Genomic DNA, 22228 nt, shown 5'->3' on the forward strand with positions numbered 1-22228 from the left:
GCCATCTTGGCGGTCAAGTCACCGCCAAGATGGCGGCGTTACTTGGAATGGTACATAATCCTATATATTAAGACTTCCGCACTGTAAAGCAAGGCTTTGAGATTGCTTCGCTGGGCTCGCAATGACAGAAAATTGTAGTAATTGCGTAAGTCCTAATATATGTTAAATCTGTATTCAAATAATAGCTTCCTAAGCCAAAATCATTTCCGGCGGAGCCATATCAGACCCCACAATAATACCTCCGTGACTTGACTTTTTAATCCCAGGTTTCGGCGTTGGAGCTTGACGCTTCTGAGAAGGCGAAACAGAAGCCGGTGAAGGAATAGGCTTATTAGGAACCGCAGTCGCCCCTGGTATAGATTGCTGAGATAACCAAGCAATACCACCCACAGCCCCGGCCATTAAAGCAGTATAGCCGACGTATAAATGAACTGGGCGTAAATCAAATCCTACCATCTCCGTTTCCGGCAAAGACCAAGACGGTATCATAGTTTTGCTAGCATCGGGTACAGGTAAAGAATTAGCCATAGCATTACCATCAAGACCTAAAGCATTTCCGAGGCGGCGAATAAACCCTCGAATATAAATATCTTCCGGTAATTTTTCAACCTGACCTTTTTCTAGAGATTCCAAGTGATGCAAAGGCACTAAAGTTTGACTATGAAGTTGCTGGAGAGAGAGAGAGCGCACTTGTCTAGCTTTTCGCAATTCAAGACCTAATTCTCGCAATCGATCTTCTCTTTGTTGAACAGCCAAAGCCGCTTTTTCAGTCTTAGAAAGCCTTTTTTTTCTAGGAAAATCAGGCATTATCAGTGAAAATTTGCTATCAGTAGGAGCTGGTGCAGCTATCCCGATTGCAGGAGGATGTACAACGTCTTTAAACTCCTCTTGGGGAGGTTGATTATCTCGCTCGGAAGTATCAATATCTGTGTCAGAATTGCCCGAATCAGGTTTGGCAATTGTGGTAGTTGAAGTATCTTCTAAAGTTTGACGCTGATACATAATAGATACAGGTAGCAGCGGCGGTGGCGGAGCCGGCCGATCGGAGACGCGGGAGCGATTAGGAGTTGCTGTTATTTCCTCAATACCGGTATTGGAGATATTTGTAGACGAATTTCTCGCGTCAAGAATTTGCTTTTGAGCTTTGTTTTGTTTCGGTGCTCGTTGGAATGCGAGTCGCAAAGCTTCGCGGCTAACAGCCTTGATCAATATCTCCGCAGAGGAAGCTGCTTCGCCTAACATTGTTTGTAAACTAGCTAAAGCACGGCTGTAGATTTCGCTACAGTGGAGTTCAGCTTCTATTTGTCCGAGAATAGAGCGAAAGCTTTCTTGTGAAATTTCAACAGTAGTGTTTTCAGAAGCGCCGAAGTAGGTCACAGGTTTCAGTACCATGATTGTTATCCTCTTTTGTTGCGAGGTATCTCTGTAACTTCTTCTACAAATCGGTACTGATTCCGGATGCAGGAGAGAGGGAGAGCATAGAGCCCATGAGTAGCGAGGGGCTAAGGGATCGAAATCTTGCGATCGCGCTCAGGGTGAAGCTTTGTCTTACGTTTAATTAGGTGGATTTACTTAAATCAGCTTGGGAGTAAGCGACGTGGAGAATACCCAGAAAACCCTAACAGGCTTGAATCTCTAAATTAAGAAACAAAAGGGTATTTGTTCGCACTGTGAGCTATAATTTTATGAGTAGAGACATTTTAGAAGTCCCTCGCATCTTGCCAACTGCATTAGAAGGCAAGAATGTATATTCCCACCTTCAACTGTCACATTAAGTATTGTCACGACACAAAGACGGCATTAGACGGATTCCTCCCTTCCCCCCGCTTTCGATATGAACCCATTTCTGTCCCAAAACCAAAATCAAGTTGTCATCCGCCCGTTTCAATACCGCGATCTTGATGCCATTGAGCAGTTGTGCGTCCAGACAGCCGATTTACAACAAGATAATAAGGTCGCAAGTAGCGATTTGGGACTCAGCAGAAAGTTACAGCAGATTCGTCGCTGGTGTTGGCTGCTGAAATTTTTGAGCCTATTTCCTAACCCTTGCCAGTACCTTTTCCGCGCCCACGTTGCTGAAGAAAGCGGTCAAGTTAGGGGCGTTGTTCAGGTTTCGCCCTTCAACCGTACCCGTAGCACTTGGCGAATTGATAGAGCTTTCGTAGACGCAGAAGCTCGGAGCAAAGGTATCGGCTCCTTACTATTACGCTATTGCTTTGAAAGCATCTGGGAAGCCCGCACTTGGCTGCTAGAGGTGAATGTTAATGACAAAACAACTCTGGCACTTTATCGGCAAAATGGCTTTCAACCTCTGGCTCAGATGACTTACTGGGCGATTGAGCAACAGCGCCTCAAAGAATTAGCCGAAGCAACACCGGATTTACCCAACCTCTTGCCTGTCAGCAACGCTGATGCTCAGCTACTCTATCAATTAGATACTGCATCAATGCCGCCCTTGGTGCGCCAAGTCTTCGATCGCCACATTCAAGACTTCAAATCCAGCTTTGTAAGAGCTTTAATTGAAGGTGTCAGACAGTGGGCTGAACATACTGAGGTAGTGAGCGGCTACGTATTTGAACCCCAGCGGAAAGCCGCGATCGGCTATTTTCAGGTGCAATTATCCCGCGATGGCGATCGCCCCCACGTCGCCCAATTGACAGTACACCCAGCCTATACCTGGCTTTACCCAGAGCTACTTGCCCAAATGGCCCGTCTCGCCCAGGATTTTCCAGCCCAAACCCTACACCTCGCCTCCGCTGACTATCAGCCAGAGCGAGAAGCCTATTTAGAGCAAGTCGGAGCCAACCGCATCGAAAATACTTTGCTAATGTCCCGTTCAGTTTGGCACAAGCTCCGAGAATCTAAGTCAGTTTCTCTCGAAGGGCTCCAGCTATCGGAAATGCTGCAAAGCTTCCAGCCAGCTCGTAAACCCGTACCGAGCCGAATGTCTTGGTTAGGCCCGATGGAAGAGCCACCAAATGGGACACCGGGAACTCAATCAGATCAGCCAAAATTGTTAGAAGGCTTAGGTTCCCAACCTAGTGCAGTATCGGAAATCCCAGCACCTGATGCTAAAAGCATTTCGCCGCTAAAATCAGATGTTCCTTCTAATCTTCCTAATCTTAATCAGTTAGGAGAATCTAATTCTTGAGATGGATTATGAGTCTAGAATTTCAGCACTGGGATTAGATATCGGTCAAAAGCGTATTGGCGTAGCTGGATGCGATGGCACGGGTTTAATTGCTACTGGTTTGGGAACGATCGCACGTTCGTCCTTTGATAAAGATGTAGCTCAATTCCGGCAGCTTGTGACAGAACGAGGCGTACAAGTTCTAGTCTCTGGCTTACCCTATAACATGAACGGCACTCTTGGTTTCCAAGCTCGACAGGTGCAAAAATACGCCTCCCGCCTAGCATCAGCCCTTTCTTTGCCTTTAGAGTACGTAGACGAGCGGCTGACTTCCGTGCAAGCAGAGCAATTAATGCTAACAGAAAATATCTCACCTTCGAGAAACAAAGCTTTAATCGATCGCAAGGCGGCGGCCATAATTTTACAGCAATGGTTAGACGAGCGGCGGGACTTGCCAACCGCTACGTGATATCCTGATTGTGCAAAGAAAGGTTCGCAGGTCGTTTCCGAGCTGTTGCCAAAAGCGAGAAAATTTCCCAGTACCTTTGCGTACTGTGGAGTGCAAACAACATATACGCAATGTTCTCATCCCCATCCTCCAAACGGAATGGACATTCCGACGAAGATTCCGTCGTCACCCTGACTGATGAAGCAGGGCGATCGCTGACTTGCAGCATTGAACATTCTATGGACGTAGAAGACCAAGAATACGTCCTGCTGCTTCCCGTTGACTCGCCAGTAGAAATTTTTACTTGGCAAGGAGACGATGCGGACGAAGCAGCCATCCCCGTAGAAGACGAGGCCGAAATCGATCTAATTTTCGACACTGCTAAAGTTGTCCTGCAAGAGCATAACTTAAAGCTCCTGCGGACGGCTGTAACGCTAACTGTGGTCGGAGAGTTGCCAGAATTTTCCGAAGAGGATGCGGCAGAAGATTCCGAAAGCGAAGATGAGTCGGATTTTGAGGAACTTATGTGGTTAGCTAGCTTCTATCACGAAGAACAGGAGTATGCTATCTACACGCCTCTCGATCCGTTCTTTATCTTGGCGCGGATGAATGAAGCAGGCAAACCGGAACTGCTATCAGCAGAAGAGTTTGAGAAGTTAGAACCGCTGTTGCCGATGCTGGAAGACCAATTCTTTGATGAACTGGAATAGAGCAAGCACGCGCCAGCCGATTTTAGATTTGAGATTTTACAGCGACTCAATATCTAAAATCGGCGATTCTTTGATCTAAATTTTTTCTGCCATTAGTTTTCCTGCCATTAAGTAAATCCACCTAATTAAACATAAGATAATAATGGCTAAAAAGCTGAATGTATAAACATTCTTCCTTCTTCCTTCTTCCTTCTTCCTTCTACTTAGTAAAGTGCCAAAAATCTCGACAATTGACTTCGACAATTGACAATGAATACAGAATCACAGACAAAAGGCAACGAGCGAAATGGGACGAAAAAACGCCGCGGGCGTTTTTCTAAGGCGCTATTTTATCTGATCTTGCTGCCTGTAACCTGGGGCTTTTTTGCTTGGCAGGGCTGGGCTTGGTGGAGTTGGGTTAGTTCCCCACCGAAAACGGCAGGGGCAAATGCAGAACCTAAGCAAAGTGCTGTTTCGATCGCCATTCCTCCTGGTACTTCGAGTCAGCAAATCGGCAAAGATTTAGAGGCTGCGGGCCTGATTCGTTCTGCTACTGGCTGGAATTTGTGGGCCCGGTGGTTGACTTTGCAAAACCGTGAGGGTGGTTTTAAGGCGGGGACTTATGAATTGTCACCAACTGTACCGCTGACTGCGATCGCTGACAAAATCTGGAAGGGAGAGGTGATGCAGTTAAGCTTCACTATTCCAGAGGGTTGGTCTTTGCAGGATATGGCGAGTTATTTTGAGGCCCAAGGCTTTTTCCCGGCTAAAGACTTTCTGGCGGCGGCGAGTCAAGTTCCTTATGGTTATTATCCCTGGTTGCCGAGTGGTTTGCCTCATTTGGAAGGATTTTTATATCCTGATACTTACCAAATAGAAGGCGATCGCGTTAATGCCGAAGCTGTGGTTAAACAAATGCTCAGCCGTTTTGAGCAAGTAGCTCTCCCCCTCTATCAAAAAGATCAAAAGCAAACTAAGCTGGATTTGAAAGACTGGGTAACTCTAGCGAGTATTGTGGAAAAAGAAGCTGTGATTGCCTCTGAACGCAAACGTATTGCAGGCGTATTTAGTAAGCGACTGCAACAACGGATGAATTTGGGAGCCGATCCAACAGTTGAGTATGCCCTCGGCATCCGCCAAACTCGCGAAACGCCTCTAACTTTTAAGCAGGTAGAAACTCCCTCTCCTTACAATACCTATATCAATCCCGGTTTGCCGCCAACACCGATAGCTGCTCCGGGAATAGCAAGTTTAGAGGCAGCTCTTTATCCTGAAGATACAGAATATCTGTATTTTATGGCTCGTTACGACGGCACTCACATTTTCAGCAAGACGGCGGCTGAGCACGAAGCGGCGATCGCTCAAGTGGATAAGCAGCAGCGCAAATCTCAATAAATGGCTAATAGGTAATCGCTAATAGTAGAAAAAACAATTAGCAATTAGTAATTAGTAATTAGTAATTAGCAATTATTATGTCTTGGGGCAAACTTCTAGAGCCTGACTTAGTTCTCGGCAATTCAGTAGTGCATCTCACTCCTGATATCCTTCAGGAAAATCAACTCAGGGGATTAGTTTTAGATGTAGATGAAACTCTTGTGCCGATGAGGGCGACTAACGCTTCTGCGGAACTGTTAGGCTGGGTGGAGGAAATTAAACCAACAGTAACTATTTGGTTGGTTAGCAATAACGTGAGTCAGCCTCGAATTGGTCGCATTGCTGAGTCTTTGAATTTGCCTTACATTACTGGGGCTGTTAAGCCTTCCCGCCGCAAGTTGAGACGGGCAGTGGAAGCGATGAATTTGCCTGTGGAACAGGTGGCGATGGTGGGCGATCGCCTTTTCACTGATGTTTTGGCCGGGAATCGTTTGGGTATGTTTACTATTCTAGTGGAACCAATGGTTAATATTGGTGAAGCAGTCCGAAAATATCCTATGCGTTCTTTTGAAGTATGGGTTTCTCAAGCTTTAGGAGCATCTTTAACAATTAAAAGTTAAAAATTAACAATTAAAAAATTAAAGATATAATTAATTAGGAATTACCAATTACCAATTACCAATTACCAATTACCAATGCCTCAAACTATTGTTATTAAAATTGGTACTTCTAGTCTCACACAGCCAGAAACAGGACATTTGGCTCTTTCAACTATTGCTAGTTTAGTTGAGACTGTGGCTAATTTACGCTATCAAGGTCATAGAGTTGTTTTAGTTTCCTCTGGGGCTGTGGGAGTTGGTTGTGCTCGCTTAGGCTTGACGGATCGCCCTCGTAATATTGCCCTAAAACAAGCTGTTGCGGCTGTTGGTCAAGGACGGTTGATGCGGGTATATGATGACTTATTTACAACACTACAACAGGCGATCGCGCAAGTTTTATTAACTCGAAGCGACTTAGTACAACGTCATAGTTATGTGAATGTTTATAACACTTTTCAACAATTACTAAAGTTAGGTGTTATTCCCATAGTAAATGAAAATGACACTGTTGCCATAGATGAACTTAAGTTTGGTGACAATGACAACCTTTCAGCTTTGGTAGCTAGTTTAGTAGAGGCTGACTGGCTATTTTTGCTCACAGATGTAGACCGACTTTACTCAGCAGATCCTCGCAGTAATCCTGATGCTAAACCAATTAGTTTGATAGAAAATATGGAACAGTTAGCAACACTACAAGTGCAAACTGGAAACTCAAAAAGCGGTTGGGGAACTGGAGGAATGGTAACAAAAATTGAGGCGGCGAGAATTGCGACGGCTTCAGGAGTTCGCACTGTAATTACTCAAGGGCGTTTTCCCCGCAATATTGAGAAAATACTTAAGGGAGAGATAATTGGTACTCAGTTTGAACCTCAGCCTCGCCCAGTTAATGCTCGAAAACATTGGATCGCAAATGTTCTCATGCCTGCTGGTAAGCTTTACTTAGATGCGGGTGCTGTTAAGGCAATTTCTCAGGCTGGCAAATCGCTTTTAGCTGCTGGTATTACTCAAATTGAGGGAGAGTTTCAAAGCGAGGATGCAGTACAATTATGCAATGCTCAAGGTAAGGAAGTTGCCAGAGGACTTGTTAATTATAGCAGTTTTGAACTCAGACAAATTCAGGGCTGCCATTCCGAGAAAATTGCTAATATTTTGGGCTATGCTGGTGCTGAAACTGTCGTACATCGAGATAATTTGGTGATTACCTAAGTAAGTAGTTTTACTCACTTAGACATCGGACAAGACTTTCTGAGCAGCTTGATATCCATCCCTGTTATTTTGTTTTAAGTATTGTGAGGCTGCTTGTTTCAAATCTGCGATCGCACCTTCTCGTTGACCTAATTGTAGTTTAGCTTGACCCCGTATAAAATAGGCTTCAGCTTGGTTGGGATTTAAGTCAATAGCTTTGTTTGCTTGATAAAGGGCATTACGGTAGTCTTTAACTTCCATCGCATTTGCGGCTAAAGCCACAAAATCATCAGCTACAATTATAGAGTCAGAGGGAAGTGAGAGACGTTCTTCAGCTAGGGTGACAGTAGGTGCAGCGAGAGCAACCGTCAGGGCTATGCTTAAGAATCCTAAAGTTTTGTAAAAAGCTTTCATGGCTTTTCTCCTAAATGCTCTACTTTATATAATAAGGTTAAAGATAATAGTATTGCTTCATCCAAATTAGGTATTTTTAGCTCATTCTTTTGGATGAGTTATAAAGAAGGGGCTAGGGGCTAGGGACTAGGGACTAGGGAAAGAGGAAGAGGAAGAGAGGAAGAGAGGAAGAGAGGGGGAGAGGGGGAGATGAGTAATTAGCAATTAGCCTAATGCCATTACCAATTAGCCATTACCAATTACCAATTACCAATTACCAATTACCAATTACCAATTACCAATTACCAATTACCAATTACCAATTACCAATTACCAATTACCAGGTGTTATGTTTCAAGCTACTCGCCGTCGCCTCGCTATTTGGTATACAGCCGTTACCGCCGTTCTCTTACTACTATTTGCCACAGGTTTCTATATCTACGTTCGTAGTACCTTAATTGAACGCATCGACGACACCCTCAACCACGTAGTAGAAGTAGTAGAAAGATCGCTAATTATCGAACCTGTAGAAACTCCCCCCGCTATGTCTCCCGCCGTTCTCAACGGCCAATTTCAAGTTAATGTTCTTGCTAGCTTTCGAGACAATGATGCTGACGTAGAAGACGATCATATTGACTTAGAATGGTTTAGTCCCACAGGAGAATTACTCTGGTCTACTCTCGCCGAACCCTTGGATATTCGCCTCAATCCTAACCATACTGGTGAGACAGTCTCTAAAAAAACAAAAGATTCATCTTACATCCTTCGACAGGTTACAGACCGTGTAGAAATTGGTCGCCAAGTGCTAGGATATTTGCGGGTTAGCCATCCCTGGTTTGAAGTTACCAAACCCATTCGTCAATTGATGCTAGATTTAAGTCTGGGTACTGGTTTAATGGTCATATCTGTTGCTGCTATTGGCTGGTTATTATCGGGGTTAGCGATGGAACCGGTACGAGAGTCTTACCAACATCTGAAACAATTTACGGCTGATGCTTCTCACGAACTTAGAAATCCGATCGCAACTATTCAAACTAACGTACAGGTAGCTTTAGCAGAACCAGATATCGAACCTCAACAACAACAACAGCTACTACTTATAGAAAGGCTGACTCGCAGGTTGGGAAAATTAGTTGATGATTTGCTATTCTTGGCTAGACAAGATAGCGGTATTGTACAGCCACAATTACTTCCAGTTCCCTTAGACGCTTTGTTAATGGAGGTAATTGCAGAACAAAAGGCGATCGCGATCGCAGCAGGTATCAATTTCTCACTAGAAATACTCGATCTGGACGAGGATAATTTTACGCTCTGTGGGGACTGGGATCAATTAGCTCGTTTGTTCACAAATCTTATCAGCAACGCACTGCATTACACCCCTTCTGGCGGTAAAGTTGACATCGAATTGCAACTTGCAGCCAAAGGTAAGAAGCATCACTCAGCGCTGAATGGGGCTTTACAGCTTAAAATTAAAGATACTGGTGTTGGTATTTCACCAGAAGCTATACCTCATTTGTTCGATCGCTTCTATCGTGCAGATCCCGCTCGTACTCATCGTACCGCTGCGGGGTCAGGATTGGGATTAGCGATCGCTCAAGCAATTGTACAAAACCATCACGGTGAAATTCGGATCGAAAGCCAACTCAACCAAGGTACTATCGTTACAGTTGTCTTACCTGCATACAGATCCGAAGAATCCCGTTAAATCAAGAATCGCAACTAGAACTCCCTAAGCAACAGTAAAATATCTTACCAGGAAAGGAGATAATTTTCATACTTTCATGCTCTAATATTTGAGTTGACAGATTAACTCTCTAAAAAGCGCACATTTTACGATACAAACGGATGGTGTTGAGCAATCTGAGTTCGATGAGGGCTAAAAGCATTGATTTTGCCTAGATCAGGCTTTGAGGCTGTTCAACGAAATAATCAAGGTTTCAATGATTTTTGTCCAACTCACATTGAGCAACAAATAACCTTTGTTCTACCAGAAAACACTGGTGAATACTTCACACCGTATAACGATTAGGCGCATAACTGCCATCGAAGCTTATAGGAGATATATGATTTCACAGAATAACCCTCTCAAAATAAATCTCAATTGGCTAGGAGCTCTCAGCGCTAGCTTACTTGTCAGTCTAAGTACAATTGCCCTCGCAGGTGGGCCCCCACCTCAAGAGAAACCGACAGCCCAGCCCGCTACTACTGAGCCTGCGACGGCCCAACCGGCTACCACCCAACCCAATGCTACCCCAGCCGCACCGCAGACAACCCCGCAGACAACCCCGCAGACAATGGCCCCGGCGCGATTCCCCTTACCTAGCGCCAGAGTTGAACCCTCAGAAGGCGTAGTCACAATCAAACTGGTAAATACTACCAATGCTGTGATTAGTTATCAAGTAGTTGGGGATACGCAACCGCGAACCCTAGGGGAACAGTCAGAAATTCAGCTTAAAGGCTTGAAAACCCCTGTTACTATCACTTACCAGCGCGAAGATGGGGGATTATTAATGGTGCGTCCCCAAGCAACCGCTACACCTGGATTCTTGCAAGTAAGTTTTAGCGCCACTACTGATTTGAGCGTTGATACAAAATCGATGAACGTTCAAGCAGAAGGCGGCGTATTTTTAAACTGAGAACCTGTCAGGGGTTTTAACCCCTGACTAATAGCTGAAGTCGTCTAAAGACGACTAAATATTAGTAGGACTACGATCTTTTTGGTCGGTTTTAACCGACTTTAGCTATGAGACAGGGGTTTTAACCCCTGACGGACTATAGTTTTAAAGAAAATGAAACATTCCTGCTTACTAAAGAAACAGGAAGTAATTGCTCGATCGCAATTTTTTCTTTATTTCGGCAATCCCACTGGCTGAGGTGCAATTTCAGCCTTGAGAGGGGATTGATCCTGATATGAGATTGTTTCAGCCCCTTCTTTAGTTTGAGGCTTGGCAATCCACGACAAAGCGACAGCCGGAACTACACCCAGAAATACGGCTAGTAATGTTGGGAACCAGAACCGCGAATCTAAGGAAGTGATGGTAATAATTGCTCCAAAAGCGAAGTTAATCAGATAAACAGCTAGGGGCAAACCCAATTGCGATCGCACTAATACATTGGGTGTCTTTCTCCAGAAAAATGCCGCCACACTTATAAACAGTGCTCCTGTACCCATCCACCCTGCTAGGTTACGGTAGGGCATTCCAAAGAAGGCTCCCGGCTCTTCAAACTCCCAGAAAGGCACGATCGTCTGGCTCATGGCGGGATCGAGAACAAAATCCCAAGATGTTAGTAGTAATGCACCAAGGGCGATCGCTGCGAGCTGACGTACCCAGTTGAGTTCGCCATCCCTACCAGCTACTCCCGCCCGCGCGATCGCGTAGCAAACCAATCCTAAATAAAACCATGACAGCGGAATTGTGAAAGGGACTAGCCCCGCAATCTTATAGCCCAAACCACTGAGATAGTGGTAGTGCCCAAAGGGAAAACCTGTACTCGTTCCTAGTAACTCGCTCCCCAATGATAAAAACACAGAGGGCAGCATAAAGCTCAAAGTCGCCCCTAGCCCTAATGTTCGATAGGCATAGAGAGCAACTGCTGCTGCACCGAAGATGATGTAGACTACTCCACCCCCAGCCATCCCCCACTGAAAGAGAACTTGTCCAGCAGGGGGCAAGCTCATAATCAATTCGGGGCGGGGTATAACCACCAACAACCCCGCCAGTCCAAAAGCCATTGAGGCGATGTGGGCAATGAGGCAGAAACGCTCGGCAATCACAAGTTGCTTCATGGGACTCCTTAAAAAAATATGATAGGCGTAAAGGACTCCCTAATAGTTTACAAATCTTTAAGAACAATCTGCCGATAAGTAATAGTTTGCGAAGGGATGATAAGTTTTGTTAATGCTTTTGTTAACAAATCTAGAACTTACGTATTACGGTACCGTCCCATCTCAGCATTATCCTTATCGCCAAAGGGCACTCGTACTGCGCTCCGTAAGTCTTTTTCCTTCGACCTTTTTCCTTCGACCTTCTGCCTTCGACCTTCGACCTCCTACCTCCTACCTCCTACCTCCTGCCTTCGACCTTCGACCTCCTGCCTCCTGCCTCCTCCCTCCTTCTAAGCAATTCAGCTTAGTCTTTTTAGGTCTAATACACAATGTATAGAAGAGAAAGTAGAAAGACAATTGAATAAGCAACAGAAAAGGAGTTGATTAAAATGATGTCCACCACAACCCACCTCCTCCCGCTACAAGAAGTAATCAACAAAATTTTAAGATCCCGCCAAGTTACAGGCATCGACTTCAACCTGTTGAGCTTAGTGTTGTTATCGGATGTCCTGGACGAAGAAGAGAAAAACTCAGTTCACAGAGTATTTTATGGTTTGCGGAGAGACTGGTTAGTTTTAATTGATATCTCAGATGAACAACTGGACTCTATCAAGTCTTGGCTCCAAAGTAATGTGTTTGTTAAAGCCTAGTTTTTAAGCGCTCTTAATTGACACCGCTCGATAACTTTATTTTTTATTTTAATAAAAAAAATTTACTCCTTGAAGGGTGGCGATCCCATCCCATCCCACCGCAGATATCTAGGTCTGTTGATGCTGACCTAGTTGGGGGCTGATGGGGGTGATTCCTCAGTGCTATTGTCCCCCAACCCATTTGACTATGCCAGTAGTATAATTTTAGACCAAATTTAAAGATATAGCAACCGCCAAGGTGGTTAGGACATTTTAGTTTCCTCAAACCCTTAATTCTCTTCCCTTCTTCCTCTTCTTTCCTGAGCATCGGAGCATCGTAGTCCCTCTTTTCCCCTTCTTCCTTTTCTTCCCCTAGCCCCTAGCCCCTAGCCCCTAACCGCCTTGGCGGTTGCTATACTGCTTTATTAGCGGCAAATACTCCTAAAACACTGCGATCGCGATCGCCAATGGTAGTGTATAAATATAGGGTGCGATTCGTTTCCTCGAAAGAGTAGAAATACTCAGGGATCGGAGGCTAAGTTCATAAAATTTTGACAACGTAGCAAGTAATTAGCACGAGCGGGCAAGCCCTGAGATTTATAAAGATTTGTAAAAAAAGAAGCCTCCGATGGAAACGTGAGTTTTAATCCAGCCAACACAATAAGATCAGGAGATTAAAAAATGTCGTTTAACATAAATGAAATCCCAGAAGGGGGAAGGGGTATAAAACTTATGTGGCAGCTAGCAGATGAGCTAAGTTATACCCGCATTGGGGCTAGTCGAAATTGTTTAATGATTAGAAAAACCTATGAAGAAATTCTTTCTTCGCCATCAAATATCGAAAAAGGGAAGATTTTAGAGCAGTTAATTGAGTTTATTTACCCCTGGAATTCTTTAAACGACAAAGACAATCCAGAACTTAGTGGCGACTTACTTATAAAAAAAATGCGCCTCCAAGTCAAGACTGAGCTGAGTGCTTTGAATGAAGTTTTGCAGTGGTACGATCGGTTGAGTAAGTTACCAATTCCTCAATTAGTTTTGTGGAAGTGCCAGCTAGCTCTAGCGGAAGGTTTTACTAATGCGGTGCGTTATGCTCATCAAGGTATGCCTTTAGAAACTCCGATCAAACTGGAAATCTGGGTATTTAATGGATGGTTAGAAATCAGAATTTGGGATTGGGGAAAGCCATTTGATCTTGAGGCTAAAGTTAGGGAAATTATAGAAAGAGAGCAAATAAGTTGCTTCGAGTCTGAAGGTTTAATCGGCGAAATGCTAGTACCGAGCACAGTAGAAAGTTAAAATTTAAAGTTTAAAAATAGCATCCCTCTGAGGAATGTTATGCAATTGTTCTGACGGAGAGGAAAGATATCCGTAACGCCGCCCTCTGGGCGGTAATTGGCCGCAGCGAGGGCAGCGTTACTATATCTTCCTTCTAGCTTCTACTGATTCCCCTGAATTAAATCTACGATCAAATCAAAACGAAAATTATTCACTAAATCCTCTATAGCGCTAATAACTTGTGGGTATTCCTCTCTAACTTGATTTAATAATATAAAAATCTGCTTTTCATCAAGTTCTGTAGCCGCTTGTTGCAGTTCTTCTGTCCATTTTTTCGGCATTGATGCCATAGCTTGCGGTGTCAAAACTTCTTGAATTTCTAACATTACTTGTCCTGATAATAGCACATCGCTTGATTCTGAATCTTGATAGAGATAGCGCACTTGTAGGTGTTTTGCCATCATTTCCAAGATAGCTTCATCTCGAAAAGGCTTGCGAACAAAATCATCGCAACCTGCGGACAAAGCCTGAGAACGCTCTTCTTCAAAAGCGCTAGCTGTGATGCCAATAATCGCTGTTTTCTGATTTTTTAAATGCTTCTTAATGTATTTGGTAGCTTCATAGCCGTCCATCACTGGCATTCTCATATCCATCCAGATTAAATGGGGCTCCCAACTCGACCACAAATCTATAGCTTCTCGACCATTTTCTGCTTCGCACACCTCGAAGCCAATGGCTCTGATTAAGGCAACTAATAACAGCCGATTTTCATGGCGATCTTCAACTACTAGAATCCGATAATTAGGTTGATTTGGCATTAAACCAATGACCTTTTGCTGGGGTTTAGAAGTTTGAATATCTCTTGCTTCTACAATTCCCACTGGGATATCAAATGTAAAAACTGTTCCCAGATCGAGAATGCTCCTAACGGCAATATCTCCTCCCATTAGTTGCACAAATTTCTGGCTAATAGGCAAACCTAATCCAGTTCCTTGTTGAGATTTTCTACCTGCTTCAGTTTGGGTGAAAGCTTGAAATAGTTGGTGGATTTCTGTAGAAGAAATACCGGGGCCCGTGTCTTGAACTTCAAACTGAAGGATGATGGATGATGGATTATAGATCGTGGATGGATAATTTATACTTTCTACCTGATTTTTCAATTCTATTTGCTCGGTAATGTTGCTATGGGTAGCAATTTCTTTGTTCTTTACTCGCAATGTTACACTACCTTTTTCTGTGAATTTTACGGCATTTCCCAAAATATTGATCAATATTTGTCGCAATTTACCTTCATCAGCTTGTACGTATTGAGGAACGTCAGGAGCGATGTCAAAAATTAAGTATAAACCCTTAGATTGGGCTTTTAATCGGAGCATTTCTTCCAAGCTGAAAAGCAAGCCAATTAAGTCAAAGTTGCTCAGATTCAGCTCTGCTTGCCCTGCTTCAATTTTAGACATTTCTAAAATGTCGTTGATTAAATTCAGTAGGTGTTCGCCAGCACGATTGATAATGCCTAAATTTTCTTGTTGCTGTTGGTTGAGGGCAGGATCTCGACTCATGACTTGAGTAAATCCTAAAATCGCATTCAGGGGAGTTCTTAATTCGTGGCTCATTGCTGCTAGAAATTCGCTTTTGGCGCGATTGGCGGTGTCGGCGGCGATGGCAGCTTGTTGCAATGCGGCTGACTGCTTTTGGGTCTGTGCTAGCAGTTCTGCTTGCTGCAAGACTACTCCTAATTGAGTTCCAAGTTGAATTACAGTATTAATTTCTGCTTCGTTCCAAATTCGGGGGCCTGAATTTTGATAGCTTGCCAGTAATCCCCAAAGATTTTGACCGCAAAAAATGGGGACAATTATGTATGCTCTGGCTTGGAAATACTCCAAAAGATTAAGGTGACAAGGTGTAAAATCTGCGGTATAAATATCTTCTATTGCTAGGAAATTAACTTTGTAAAAATTCGCTCCGCCATTGTTTTCTTGCAAATAAGGATCGGCTACGTTTTCAGAATTGCTAAGCAAGATTTTGAACGGCCAATTTTCGCGATCGAAATAACCATCTTTGAGATGGGGTTCGCCGTTTTGTTCCCGAAGTAGAGAAATCCAGCCGGGAGCGACAGACTCGGCGACAAAATTGCCGCTCCAGTCAGGGTTGAAGCGGAAGATGGCGGTGCGATCGCATTTAATTAGTTGTCGCAGCTCAACGGCTACGGCATTGAAGATAGTCTCAAAATCTAATGTCTGGCGCATTTTTTGGATAATTCTGGCGATCGCTTGCTCTCGCTGGGCATTCTCCTGCAATGCTGACTCTGCCTGTTTGCGATCGCTGATATCAGCAATCCGAACTAGATAGATTTTCTGACCCATGACATCAATTTGTTTGGCTGCCAAGTTGCCCCAAAACACTTTACCTTGTTTGGTTAAATATTCCAGTTCTCGAGTGCAAAAACCGTTAACATCGATGGTTTGCAAATCAGAATTAACGGCTTCTGGCGCATAAGTTTTGCGGTGAAGTCTATGCCCTTCAATGTTAAGCAATGCCTCTTTACTTTGGGCTTCAAACATTTCTACTGCCCGCTGATTGCAGTCGAAAATTAAGTTAGTTTCTGGATTTACTAGAAAAATAGCATCAGCGGCGGCTTCGACGAGGGCGCGATATTTGCTTTCGCTTTCCGTGAGGGCGATTTCTGCCGATCGCCGATCGCGGATTTCTGCTTGCAACTGGAGGTTTTGGCGGTTTTGTTCGATGCGGGCTTGTTTTTCTTGTTTTAGCAATTCTGCATGAGCAATCGCGATTCCCAGTTGAGCCGCGATCGCTTCTAAGAGTTCAATCTCTTCTGGCTCCCATTCCCGTTGGCGATCGCACTGATGCAATCCAATAATACCGTTGGGTTTGCCTTTGTAAGAGGTGCGGACGCTCAGCATCGATTTGAGGTTAAAATATTCGCAGAGCGCTTTAACTGGCTGCAAGAGCGGTTCCAGGCTAACATCATTGGTAGCGATCGCCCGTTCTTGAGACAATACCTGTTTGGCGTGGGGATTGCCAGCAATGGGAATCTCGACAAATTCGATCCCAGGGTAGCTGGGAGTCCAATATTCCGCCGCGCTCAGCAATTTTGGAGTTGGTAACTCTGTGTAGAAGAGAATTTGCGTCCGATCGCTGTTAAAAGCCTTGCCCACAACGGCAGCGGCAGTCTTGAAGATTTGCTCTGAATCGATGTGGGAGCGAATTTGCTCAGTTATTTCTCGGAGTAAGTTACTGCGGTGAAGTTGTTTAGAAAGAGCAGCTTCTGCGAGTTTGCGATCGCGAATCTCCTGAGAAAGTAACGCATTTTGCTGTGCTAATTGCTTTTGCAGCCTCGAAATTTTCAGTTGATTTTCCACCCGCACCAACACCTCTTCTGGCTGAAAGGGTTTCGTGATGTAGTCAGCACCGCCAGCAGCAAAAGCTTTCTCGCTATCTAACACTTCACTTTTAGCGGTGATAAATATAATGGGAATATCGCGAGTGCGATCGTCTGCTTTTAATTGAGCGCATATTTCCCAGCCGTCCGGGGGCGGCATCATTATATCCAGTAAGATCAGATCGGGCACTTGGGCACGCGCCGTTGCCACAGCCAAACGACTGTCAGACATTGACCTCACGATATACCCCCGATCGGTCAAAAAACGGTCGAACAAGTACACAACATCCTGGTTGTCGTCAACCACTAAAATATTTGCAGCCGCCGCAGTTTGATAGTCGCTCATTTTTTGATTTTGGCTCTTGGATTAAACTTAACTAAGAGAGAAGAAACAATTATCATGAACAGCCAGCAATCGGAAACCCCATTAGGATACATTTTAATAGTTGACGACCAACCAGATAACCTCCGGGTTTTATCCGCATTGTTAAGGAAACGGGGGTATGAATGCCGCCGCGCCATAAATGGGCAACTCGCACTTAGAGCTTGTAACTCTAACCTGCCGGATTTGATTCTACTCGACATAGTAATGCCTAATATAGACGGTTACGAAGTTTGCAAAAAACTCAAATCTAACGAGAAAACCTGCGACATTCCAGTAATTTTCTTAAGCGCCAAAGGTGAAGTATTTGAAAAAGTAAAAGCATTTACCGCAGGCGGAGCTGACTACATCAGCAAGCCTTTTCATTCCGAAGAAGTTTTAGCTCGTGTAGAACATCAATTAACAATGCGGAGGCTGCAAAAGCAGCTAAAAGAACAAAATCAACTTCTGCAAGCAGAAATTAAGACTCGCTTAGGATTTGAGAAAGTCCTGCAAGAGCAAAACAAAATCCTCCAAAAAGAAATCAGCGATCGCAAACAAGCAGAAGCAGCACGACGGGAAAGCGAGCGGTTTACCCAGCAGATTGCCGAAGCCAGCCCAAATATATTGTACATTTACGACCTAATCGAGCAGCGCAATATTTATATTAATCGCCAAATTCGCCAATTTCTGGGCTATAGCCCAGAAGAAATTCAAAATATGGGTTGTGAGTTGTTCTCAAATCTGATCCACCCACAAGATTTTACCCGACTAGAAGAATATCACCAAAAAATCAAGAACTGCTCCGACGGCGACATATGTGAATTTGATTATCGGATCAAGCATCAAGACGGTTCTTGGCGCTGGTTAAAAAGCCGAGATGCGATATTTACCAGAACTCCAGAAGGCAAAGTCAAACAAATTCTTGGTGCAGCAAGTGACATCACCGAACAAAAGCAAACTGAAGAAGAAATTCGTTTGCTGCTAGCAACAACTCAAGCAATTAATCGATCCCTAGACTTTCAAGATGCTTTAACAGTAATTCTCGGCTTATTTTGTACTAGCATCGGATGGGATTTTGCCGAAGCGTGGATTCCTGCGGGTAGAGACGGTACAGTTTTAGTTTGTAGTGAAGGTTGGTATGGCAGCGACTTATCACTTGAAGAATTTCGACGTTTTAGCAAAAGATTCACATTTGCATCCGGGATCGGATTACCAGGGCGTATTTGGTATTCTGGACAGCCCGAATGGATAGAAAATATTTCTGATTATAAGAATCCTATTTTTATAGGACGGACGCGCATTGCGGCGGCAATGGGATTAAAAGCCTGTTTTGGCGTACCAATTTGCGCTAACAGAGTGGTTTTAGCTGTTTTGGTTTTCTTTAAGCGGTCAAAAAGTCTCAAAGATTGGCGTTTACTTGAGCTAGTAAATGCTGTGGCGACTCAGCTAGGTTCTCACATTCAACGCAAACAAGCAGAAGAAGCATTGCAGCAGCAATTTTTGCGGGAGAGGCTAGTAGGAGCAAGTGTTGAGCGGATTCGTCAGTCTCTTAAACTGGAAGAAGTGCTGAAAACTGCTGTGGAAGAAGTGCGTTATTTTTTATCAACTGACCGCGTAGCAATTTACAACTTTAATTCTGATGGTATTGGCGGAATAGCTGTCGAGTCAGTGGGAGAGGAATGGATGCCTATTTGCGATAAAGATATTCATGACAACTGCTTTGTAGAAAATTATATTTCCCTTTACCAGGAAGGTCGGATTTGTGCAATTGAAGATATTTATACTGCTGGTTTAAAGCACTGCCATCTTGATTTTCTGAGTGAATTTCAAGTTAAAGCCAATTTAGTAGTCCCGATTTTGCAAAATAGTCATGAACCTGAATTGTCTGCTGCAAACCCCAAGTCAAAAATCAAAAATACACTATGGGGGCTATTGATTGTCCATCACTGTAAAGGCCCTCGTATTTGGCACTCATCAGAGATAGAATCCCTCAGACAGTTGTGCGTACAATTGGCAATTGCCATCCAGCAATCGACACTTTTTGAACAAGCCCAAATCGAAATCTCCGAGCGCAAGCAAGCAGAATTAGCCTTACAACAGGCGAAAGAAGCTGCCGAAGCTGCCAATAGTGCCAAAAGCGAATTTCTTGCCAATATGAGTCACGAGTTGCGAACACCTTTGAACGGCATTTTAGGCTATACCCAAATCCTAAAAATGCACGATAATTTAACTTCCCAGCAGCAGCAGAACCTCAGCACTATTCAAGACTGCGGCGGACACTTACTAACTCTTATTAATGACATTTTAGACATCTCCAAAATTGAAGCTCAGAAAATGGAACTCTACCCCACAGAGTTAAATTTTCCCAATTTTATTAAAAGTATTAGCGATCTTTTTCAGATGCGAGCCAGCCAAAAAAATATCGCCTTTACTTACGAACAACTATCACCATTACCTAGGAGCATTCAGGCTGATGAAAAAAGATTACGGCAAATTTTAATTAACTTACTAGGTAATGCAGTTAAGTTTACCAACAGCGGCGGCGTAACTTTTAAAGTCAGCTGTATAGAAGGTGCAGAATGGGAACTAGAAAATATCAGTAATAACGAACAACAAACAACTAATAATTATCAATTACCAATTATAAAAATCCGCTTTCAAGTAGAAGATACTGGCATCGGTATAGAAGCAAGTAAATTAGAAGAAATATTTTTCCCATTTCACCAAGTAAGCGAACCCCCTTATTCTAATGAAGGTACGGGACTGGGACTATCCATCAGCCAAAAATTAGTCAAGATGATGGGCGGCGAAATCGGCGTTAAAAGTGTCTTGGGGAAAGGTAGCATTTTCTGGGTGGATTTAAAGTTACCATTAGTCAAGAACAGTTTTCAACTGGTTGAAGGTAAAGAAGTACCCCAGATTGTCGGTTTCTTAGGTAATAAGCGCAAAGTTCTAGTCGTGGATGATAACCAGATAAATCGCGACATCTTGCGAAATCTGCTTGAACCTTTAGGCTTTAAAATTATTGAAGCTACTGATGGTAAAGAGTGCCTCAATAAGGCTCTAGAATTCAAGCCAGATGTGATTTTAATGGATTTAGTCATGCCAGTAATGGACGGCTTTGAGGCTACCAGGCGGTTGCGGCATTTGCCAGAGCTAAAAGATGTAGTTTTACTCGCTATTAGTGCTAGTGTTTTCGATAATGGTAAACTAGATAATTTATTGGGAGAGAGTGATAATTTTTTGCTGAAGCCAATCGAAGTAAAGCAGCTTTTAGACAGATTGCAGTTACGTTTAGGGATAGAATGGATTTACCAAAATCGAGATGAAAACAGAACGAATAAGAATGAATCGAGGAATTCTTTTCAGGATGCGAACAGTTTACAGAACGAGCTTTTTATCTTTCCATCAACGGGAACATCATCCTTACTTCCGCCTTCTAAAGAGTCAATTGCTGCTTTGTTAAGCTCAGCGGAAATCGGCGATATCGAAGAAATTTTGGAGGAAGCTGCTAGACTGGAAAATTCCGATCGTAAATTAGTACCCTTTGCGAGTCATCTGCGCCAACTAGCTAAAGGATTTCAGCTCTATAAAATTCAAAAATTACTCCAGGAATATCTGACACAATATTAATTAATCTTGTTAATTTTTTCTTTAATCTCAATTAGTAATCAACCTTGAAATGACAGATAAAACAATTAAAAAAAATATCATACTTATCGTAGATGACAATCAAAATAATTTGGATGTGCTTTTTGATTTATTAAAGAAGTCGGGCTTTAAAGTCTTAGTTGCTCTCAACGGCGAAAGTGCAATTAAGCAAATTGAACGCATTCATCCTACTCTGATTCTCTTGGATGTAATGATGCCAGGAATTGATGGGTTTGAGACTTGCCGTCGGCTGAAAACAAATCCAACTACCCAAGATATTCCAGTAATTTTTATGACTGCACTTTCTGAGACAGTCAATAAAGTCAATGGTTTTCAAGTGGGTGCTGTCGATTACATCACTAAACCTTTTCAGTATGAAGAGGTATTAAGCAGACTCAAAACCCATTTAACCATCCGCAATCTGCAAAATAAACTTCAGGAAAAAAATACAGAGCTTCTCCAGGCAAACGATAACTTAGAAAAACTTGTGGAACAAAAGACAAAACAACTGATTCAACAAGAAAAAACAGCTATCATCGGGCGCTTAACTCAAGGATTATTTCACAATTTAAGAAATCCAATTCAAGTTATTTTAACTACCCTTAGCCTGATTGAAATAAAAGCACAAGAAACTGGAGATACAGTTTATTTGAAGAATAGCGAGCATATTAGCACTGCTGTCAACCAAATCAATGATATAATAAACACACTAATGCTCAAAAGTAGAAGAGAGCAAGAAGAAGATTTACAACTTGTCAATATCAACGAACTTTTGCGCCGCGAGATTCAATTATTAGAAGCTGATTTTAATTTTAGCAACGCGATTAAAAAGAAATATATATTTGATGATGAAATAGTTAGTATTCCTTTGATATATTGTCATATTTCTCAGATATTTCATAGCTTAGCTGAGAATGCAATTGATGCAATGTCGGGAGGTATAGTTAAAGAACTGACTATTATTACTAGGCAAGATGAGCAACGAATATACATAGATGTTAAAGATACTGGTTGCGGAATATCACCTGAGAACTTGTCAAAAATTTTCGATCCTTTTTACACAACAAAATTAGCAAAATACGAAGATATGGAAACAGGAGTTACGACAAGAAATGGACTAGGACTTTATACTTGCATTGAACTTTTAAAACCGTTTGAAGGGGAAATTACAGTTACAAGTGACTGCGAAAATGGTAGCATATTTACAGTTATTTTACCCAAAAATATTAAAAGATTCCCGCTTTAGGTATTTTTTGTGACTA

General features: G+C 43.1%; 17 protein-coding genes. 12 read left to right on the top strand and 5 right to left on the bottom strand.

The window, feature by feature from the left end:
* Positions 1–189 precede the first annotated feature (189 nt).
* Positions 190–1392 carry a helix-turn-helix domain-containing protein gene (locus tag PY364_RS19625; RefSeq protein ID WP_275525030.1) on the bottom strand — a complete coding sequence of 401 codons (1203 nt, stop codon included), beginning with the start codon at positions 1390–1392 and terminating at the stop codon, positions 190–192.
* A gap of 442 nt (positions 1393–1834) precedes the next feature.
* Between PY364_RS19625 and PY364_RS19630 the strand changes: the two genes are divergently transcribed.
* From PY364_RS19630 to PY364_RS19640, 3 genes are all read left to right on the top strand, one after another.
* Positions 1835–3151 carry a GNAT family N-acetyltransferase gene (locus tag PY364_RS19630; protein WP_275525032.1) on the top strand — a complete coding sequence of 439 codons (1317 nt, stop codon included), beginning with the start codon at positions 1835–1837 and terminating at the stop codon, positions 3149–3151.
* Position 3152: 1 nt separating this feature from the next.
* On the top strand, positions 3153–3599 hold the full coding sequence (ruvX, locus tag PY364_RS19635; RefSeq protein WP_275525034.1) for a Holliday junction resolvase RuvX: 447 nt from the start codon (positions 3153–3155) through the stop codon (positions 3597–3599).
* Between the two features lie 110 nt (positions 3600–3709).
* Complete coding sequence (locus tag PY364_RS19640; protein WP_275525036.1) at positions 3710–4288, top strand: DUF3727 domain-containing protein; 579 nt, start codon at positions 3710–3712, stop codon at positions 4286–4288.
* A 75-nt stretch (positions 4289–4363) separates the two neighbouring features.
* On the opposite strand, the gene PY364_RS19645 is transcribed toward PY364_RS19640, so the two are convergent.
* Complete coding sequence (locus PY364_RS19645; protein WP_275525038.1) at positions 4364–4531, bottom strand: hypothetical protein; 168 nt, start codon at positions 4529–4531, stop codon at positions 4364–4366.
* 6 nt (positions 4532–4537) lie between these two features.
* On the opposite strand from PY364_RS19645, the gene mltG reads away from it, so the two are divergent.
* The 3 genes from mltG to proB all read left to right on the top strand — a co-directional run bounded on the left by mltG (position 4538) and on the right by proB (position 7446).
* The gene (gene mltG, locus PY364_RS19650; protein ID WP_275525040.1) at positions 4538–5662 is read left to right on the top strand and encodes an endolytic transglycosylase MltG; all 1125 of its coding nucleotides are present in this window, start codon (positions 4538–4540) and stop codon (positions 5660–5662) included.
* A gap of 77 nt (positions 5663–5739) precedes the next feature.
* A complete protein-coding gene (locus PY364_RS19655; RefSeq protein ID WP_275525042.1) occupies positions 5740–6261 on the top strand; it encodes a YqeG family HAD IIIA-type phosphatase in 522 nt (173 codons plus the stop codon).
* A 75-nt stretch (positions 6262–6336) separates the two neighbouring features.
* Positions 6337–7446: a glutamate 5-kinase gene (gene proB / locus PY364_RS19660; protein WP_275525044.1), complete on the top strand. Its 1110-nt coding sequence runs from the start codon at positions 6337–6339 to the stop codon at positions 7444–7446.
* 18 nt (positions 7447–7464) lie between these two features.
* Here the strand turns inward: proB and PY364_RS19665 are convergent, their stop codons facing one another.
* On the bottom strand, positions 7465–7839 hold the full coding sequence (locus tag PY364_RS19665) for a hypothetical protein (RefSeq protein WP_275525046.1): 375 nt from the start codon (positions 7837–7839) through the stop codon (positions 7465–7467).
* Between the two features lie 328 nt (positions 7840–8167).
* Here PY364_RS19665 and PY364_RS19670 point away from each other — a divergent pair, with 328 nt between their 5' ends.
* Together PY364_RS19670 and PY364_RS19675 are read left to right on the top strand one after the other, a co-directional pair.
* Complete coding sequence (locus PY364_RS19670; protein ID WP_275525048.1) at positions 8168–9523, top strand: ATP-binding protein; 1356 nt, start codon at positions 8168–8170, stop codon at positions 9521–9523.
* Between the two features lie 358 nt (positions 9524–9881).
* Positions 9882–10454 (top strand): hypothetical protein, encoded by a 573-nt coding sequence (locus PY364_RS19675; RefSeq protein ID WP_275525050.1) that lies wholly within the window; start codon positions 9882–9884, stop codon positions 10452–10454.
* A 212-nt stretch (positions 10455–10666) separates the two neighbouring features.
* Here PY364_RS19675 and cruF read toward each other — a convergent pair whose 3' ends face one another.
* Positions 10667–11605 (bottom strand): gamma-carotene 1'-hydroxylase CruF, encoded by a 939-nt coding sequence (gene cruF, locus PY364_RS19680; protein ID WP_275525051.1) that lies wholly within the window; start codon positions 11603–11605, stop codon positions 10667–10669.
* 428 nt (positions 11606–12033) lie between these two features.
* Between cruF and PY364_RS19685 the strand changes: the two genes are divergently transcribed.
* Positions 12034–12294, top strand: coding sequence for a hypothetical protein (locus PY364_RS19685; protein ID WP_275525053.1), 261 nt, complete (start codon positions 12034–12036; stop codon positions 12292–12294).
* Positions 12295–12954: 660 nt separating this feature from the next.
* Complete coding sequence (locus tag PY364_RS19690; protein ID WP_275525055.1) at positions 12955–13572, top strand: ATP-binding protein; 618 nt, start codon at positions 12955–12957, stop codon at positions 13570–13572.
* A 140-nt stretch (positions 13573–13712) separates the two neighbouring features.
* Here the strand turns inward: PY364_RS19690 and PY364_RS19695 are convergent, their stop codons facing one another.
* Positions 13713–17297 carry a response regulator gene (locus PY364_RS19695; protein ID WP_275525057.1) on the bottom strand — a complete coding sequence of 1195 codons (3585 nt, stop codon included), beginning with the start codon at positions 17295–17297 and terminating at the stop codon, positions 13713–13715.
* Positions 17298–17351: 54 nt separating this feature from the next.
* On the opposite strand from PY364_RS19695, the gene PY364_RS19700 reads away from it, so the two are divergent.
* Positions 17352–20948, top strand: a complete 3597-nt coding sequence (locus PY364_RS19700) for a response regulator (RefSeq protein ID WP_275525059.1) — start codon at positions 17352–17354, stop codon at positions 20946–20948.
* 49 nt (positions 20949–20997) lie between these two features.
* On the top strand, positions 20998–22212 hold the full coding sequence (locus tag PY364_RS19705) for a hybrid sensor histidine kinase/response regulator (protein WP_275525061.1): 1215 nt from the start codon (positions 20998–21000) through the stop codon (positions 22210–22212).
* Positions 22213–22228: the final 16 nt, after the last annotated feature.

Source organism: Kamptonema sp. UHCC 0994 (assembly GCF_029167235.1).
Classification (GTDB): Bacteria; Cyanobacteriota; Cyanobacteriia; order Cyanobacteriales; family Microcoleaceae; genus Kamptonema.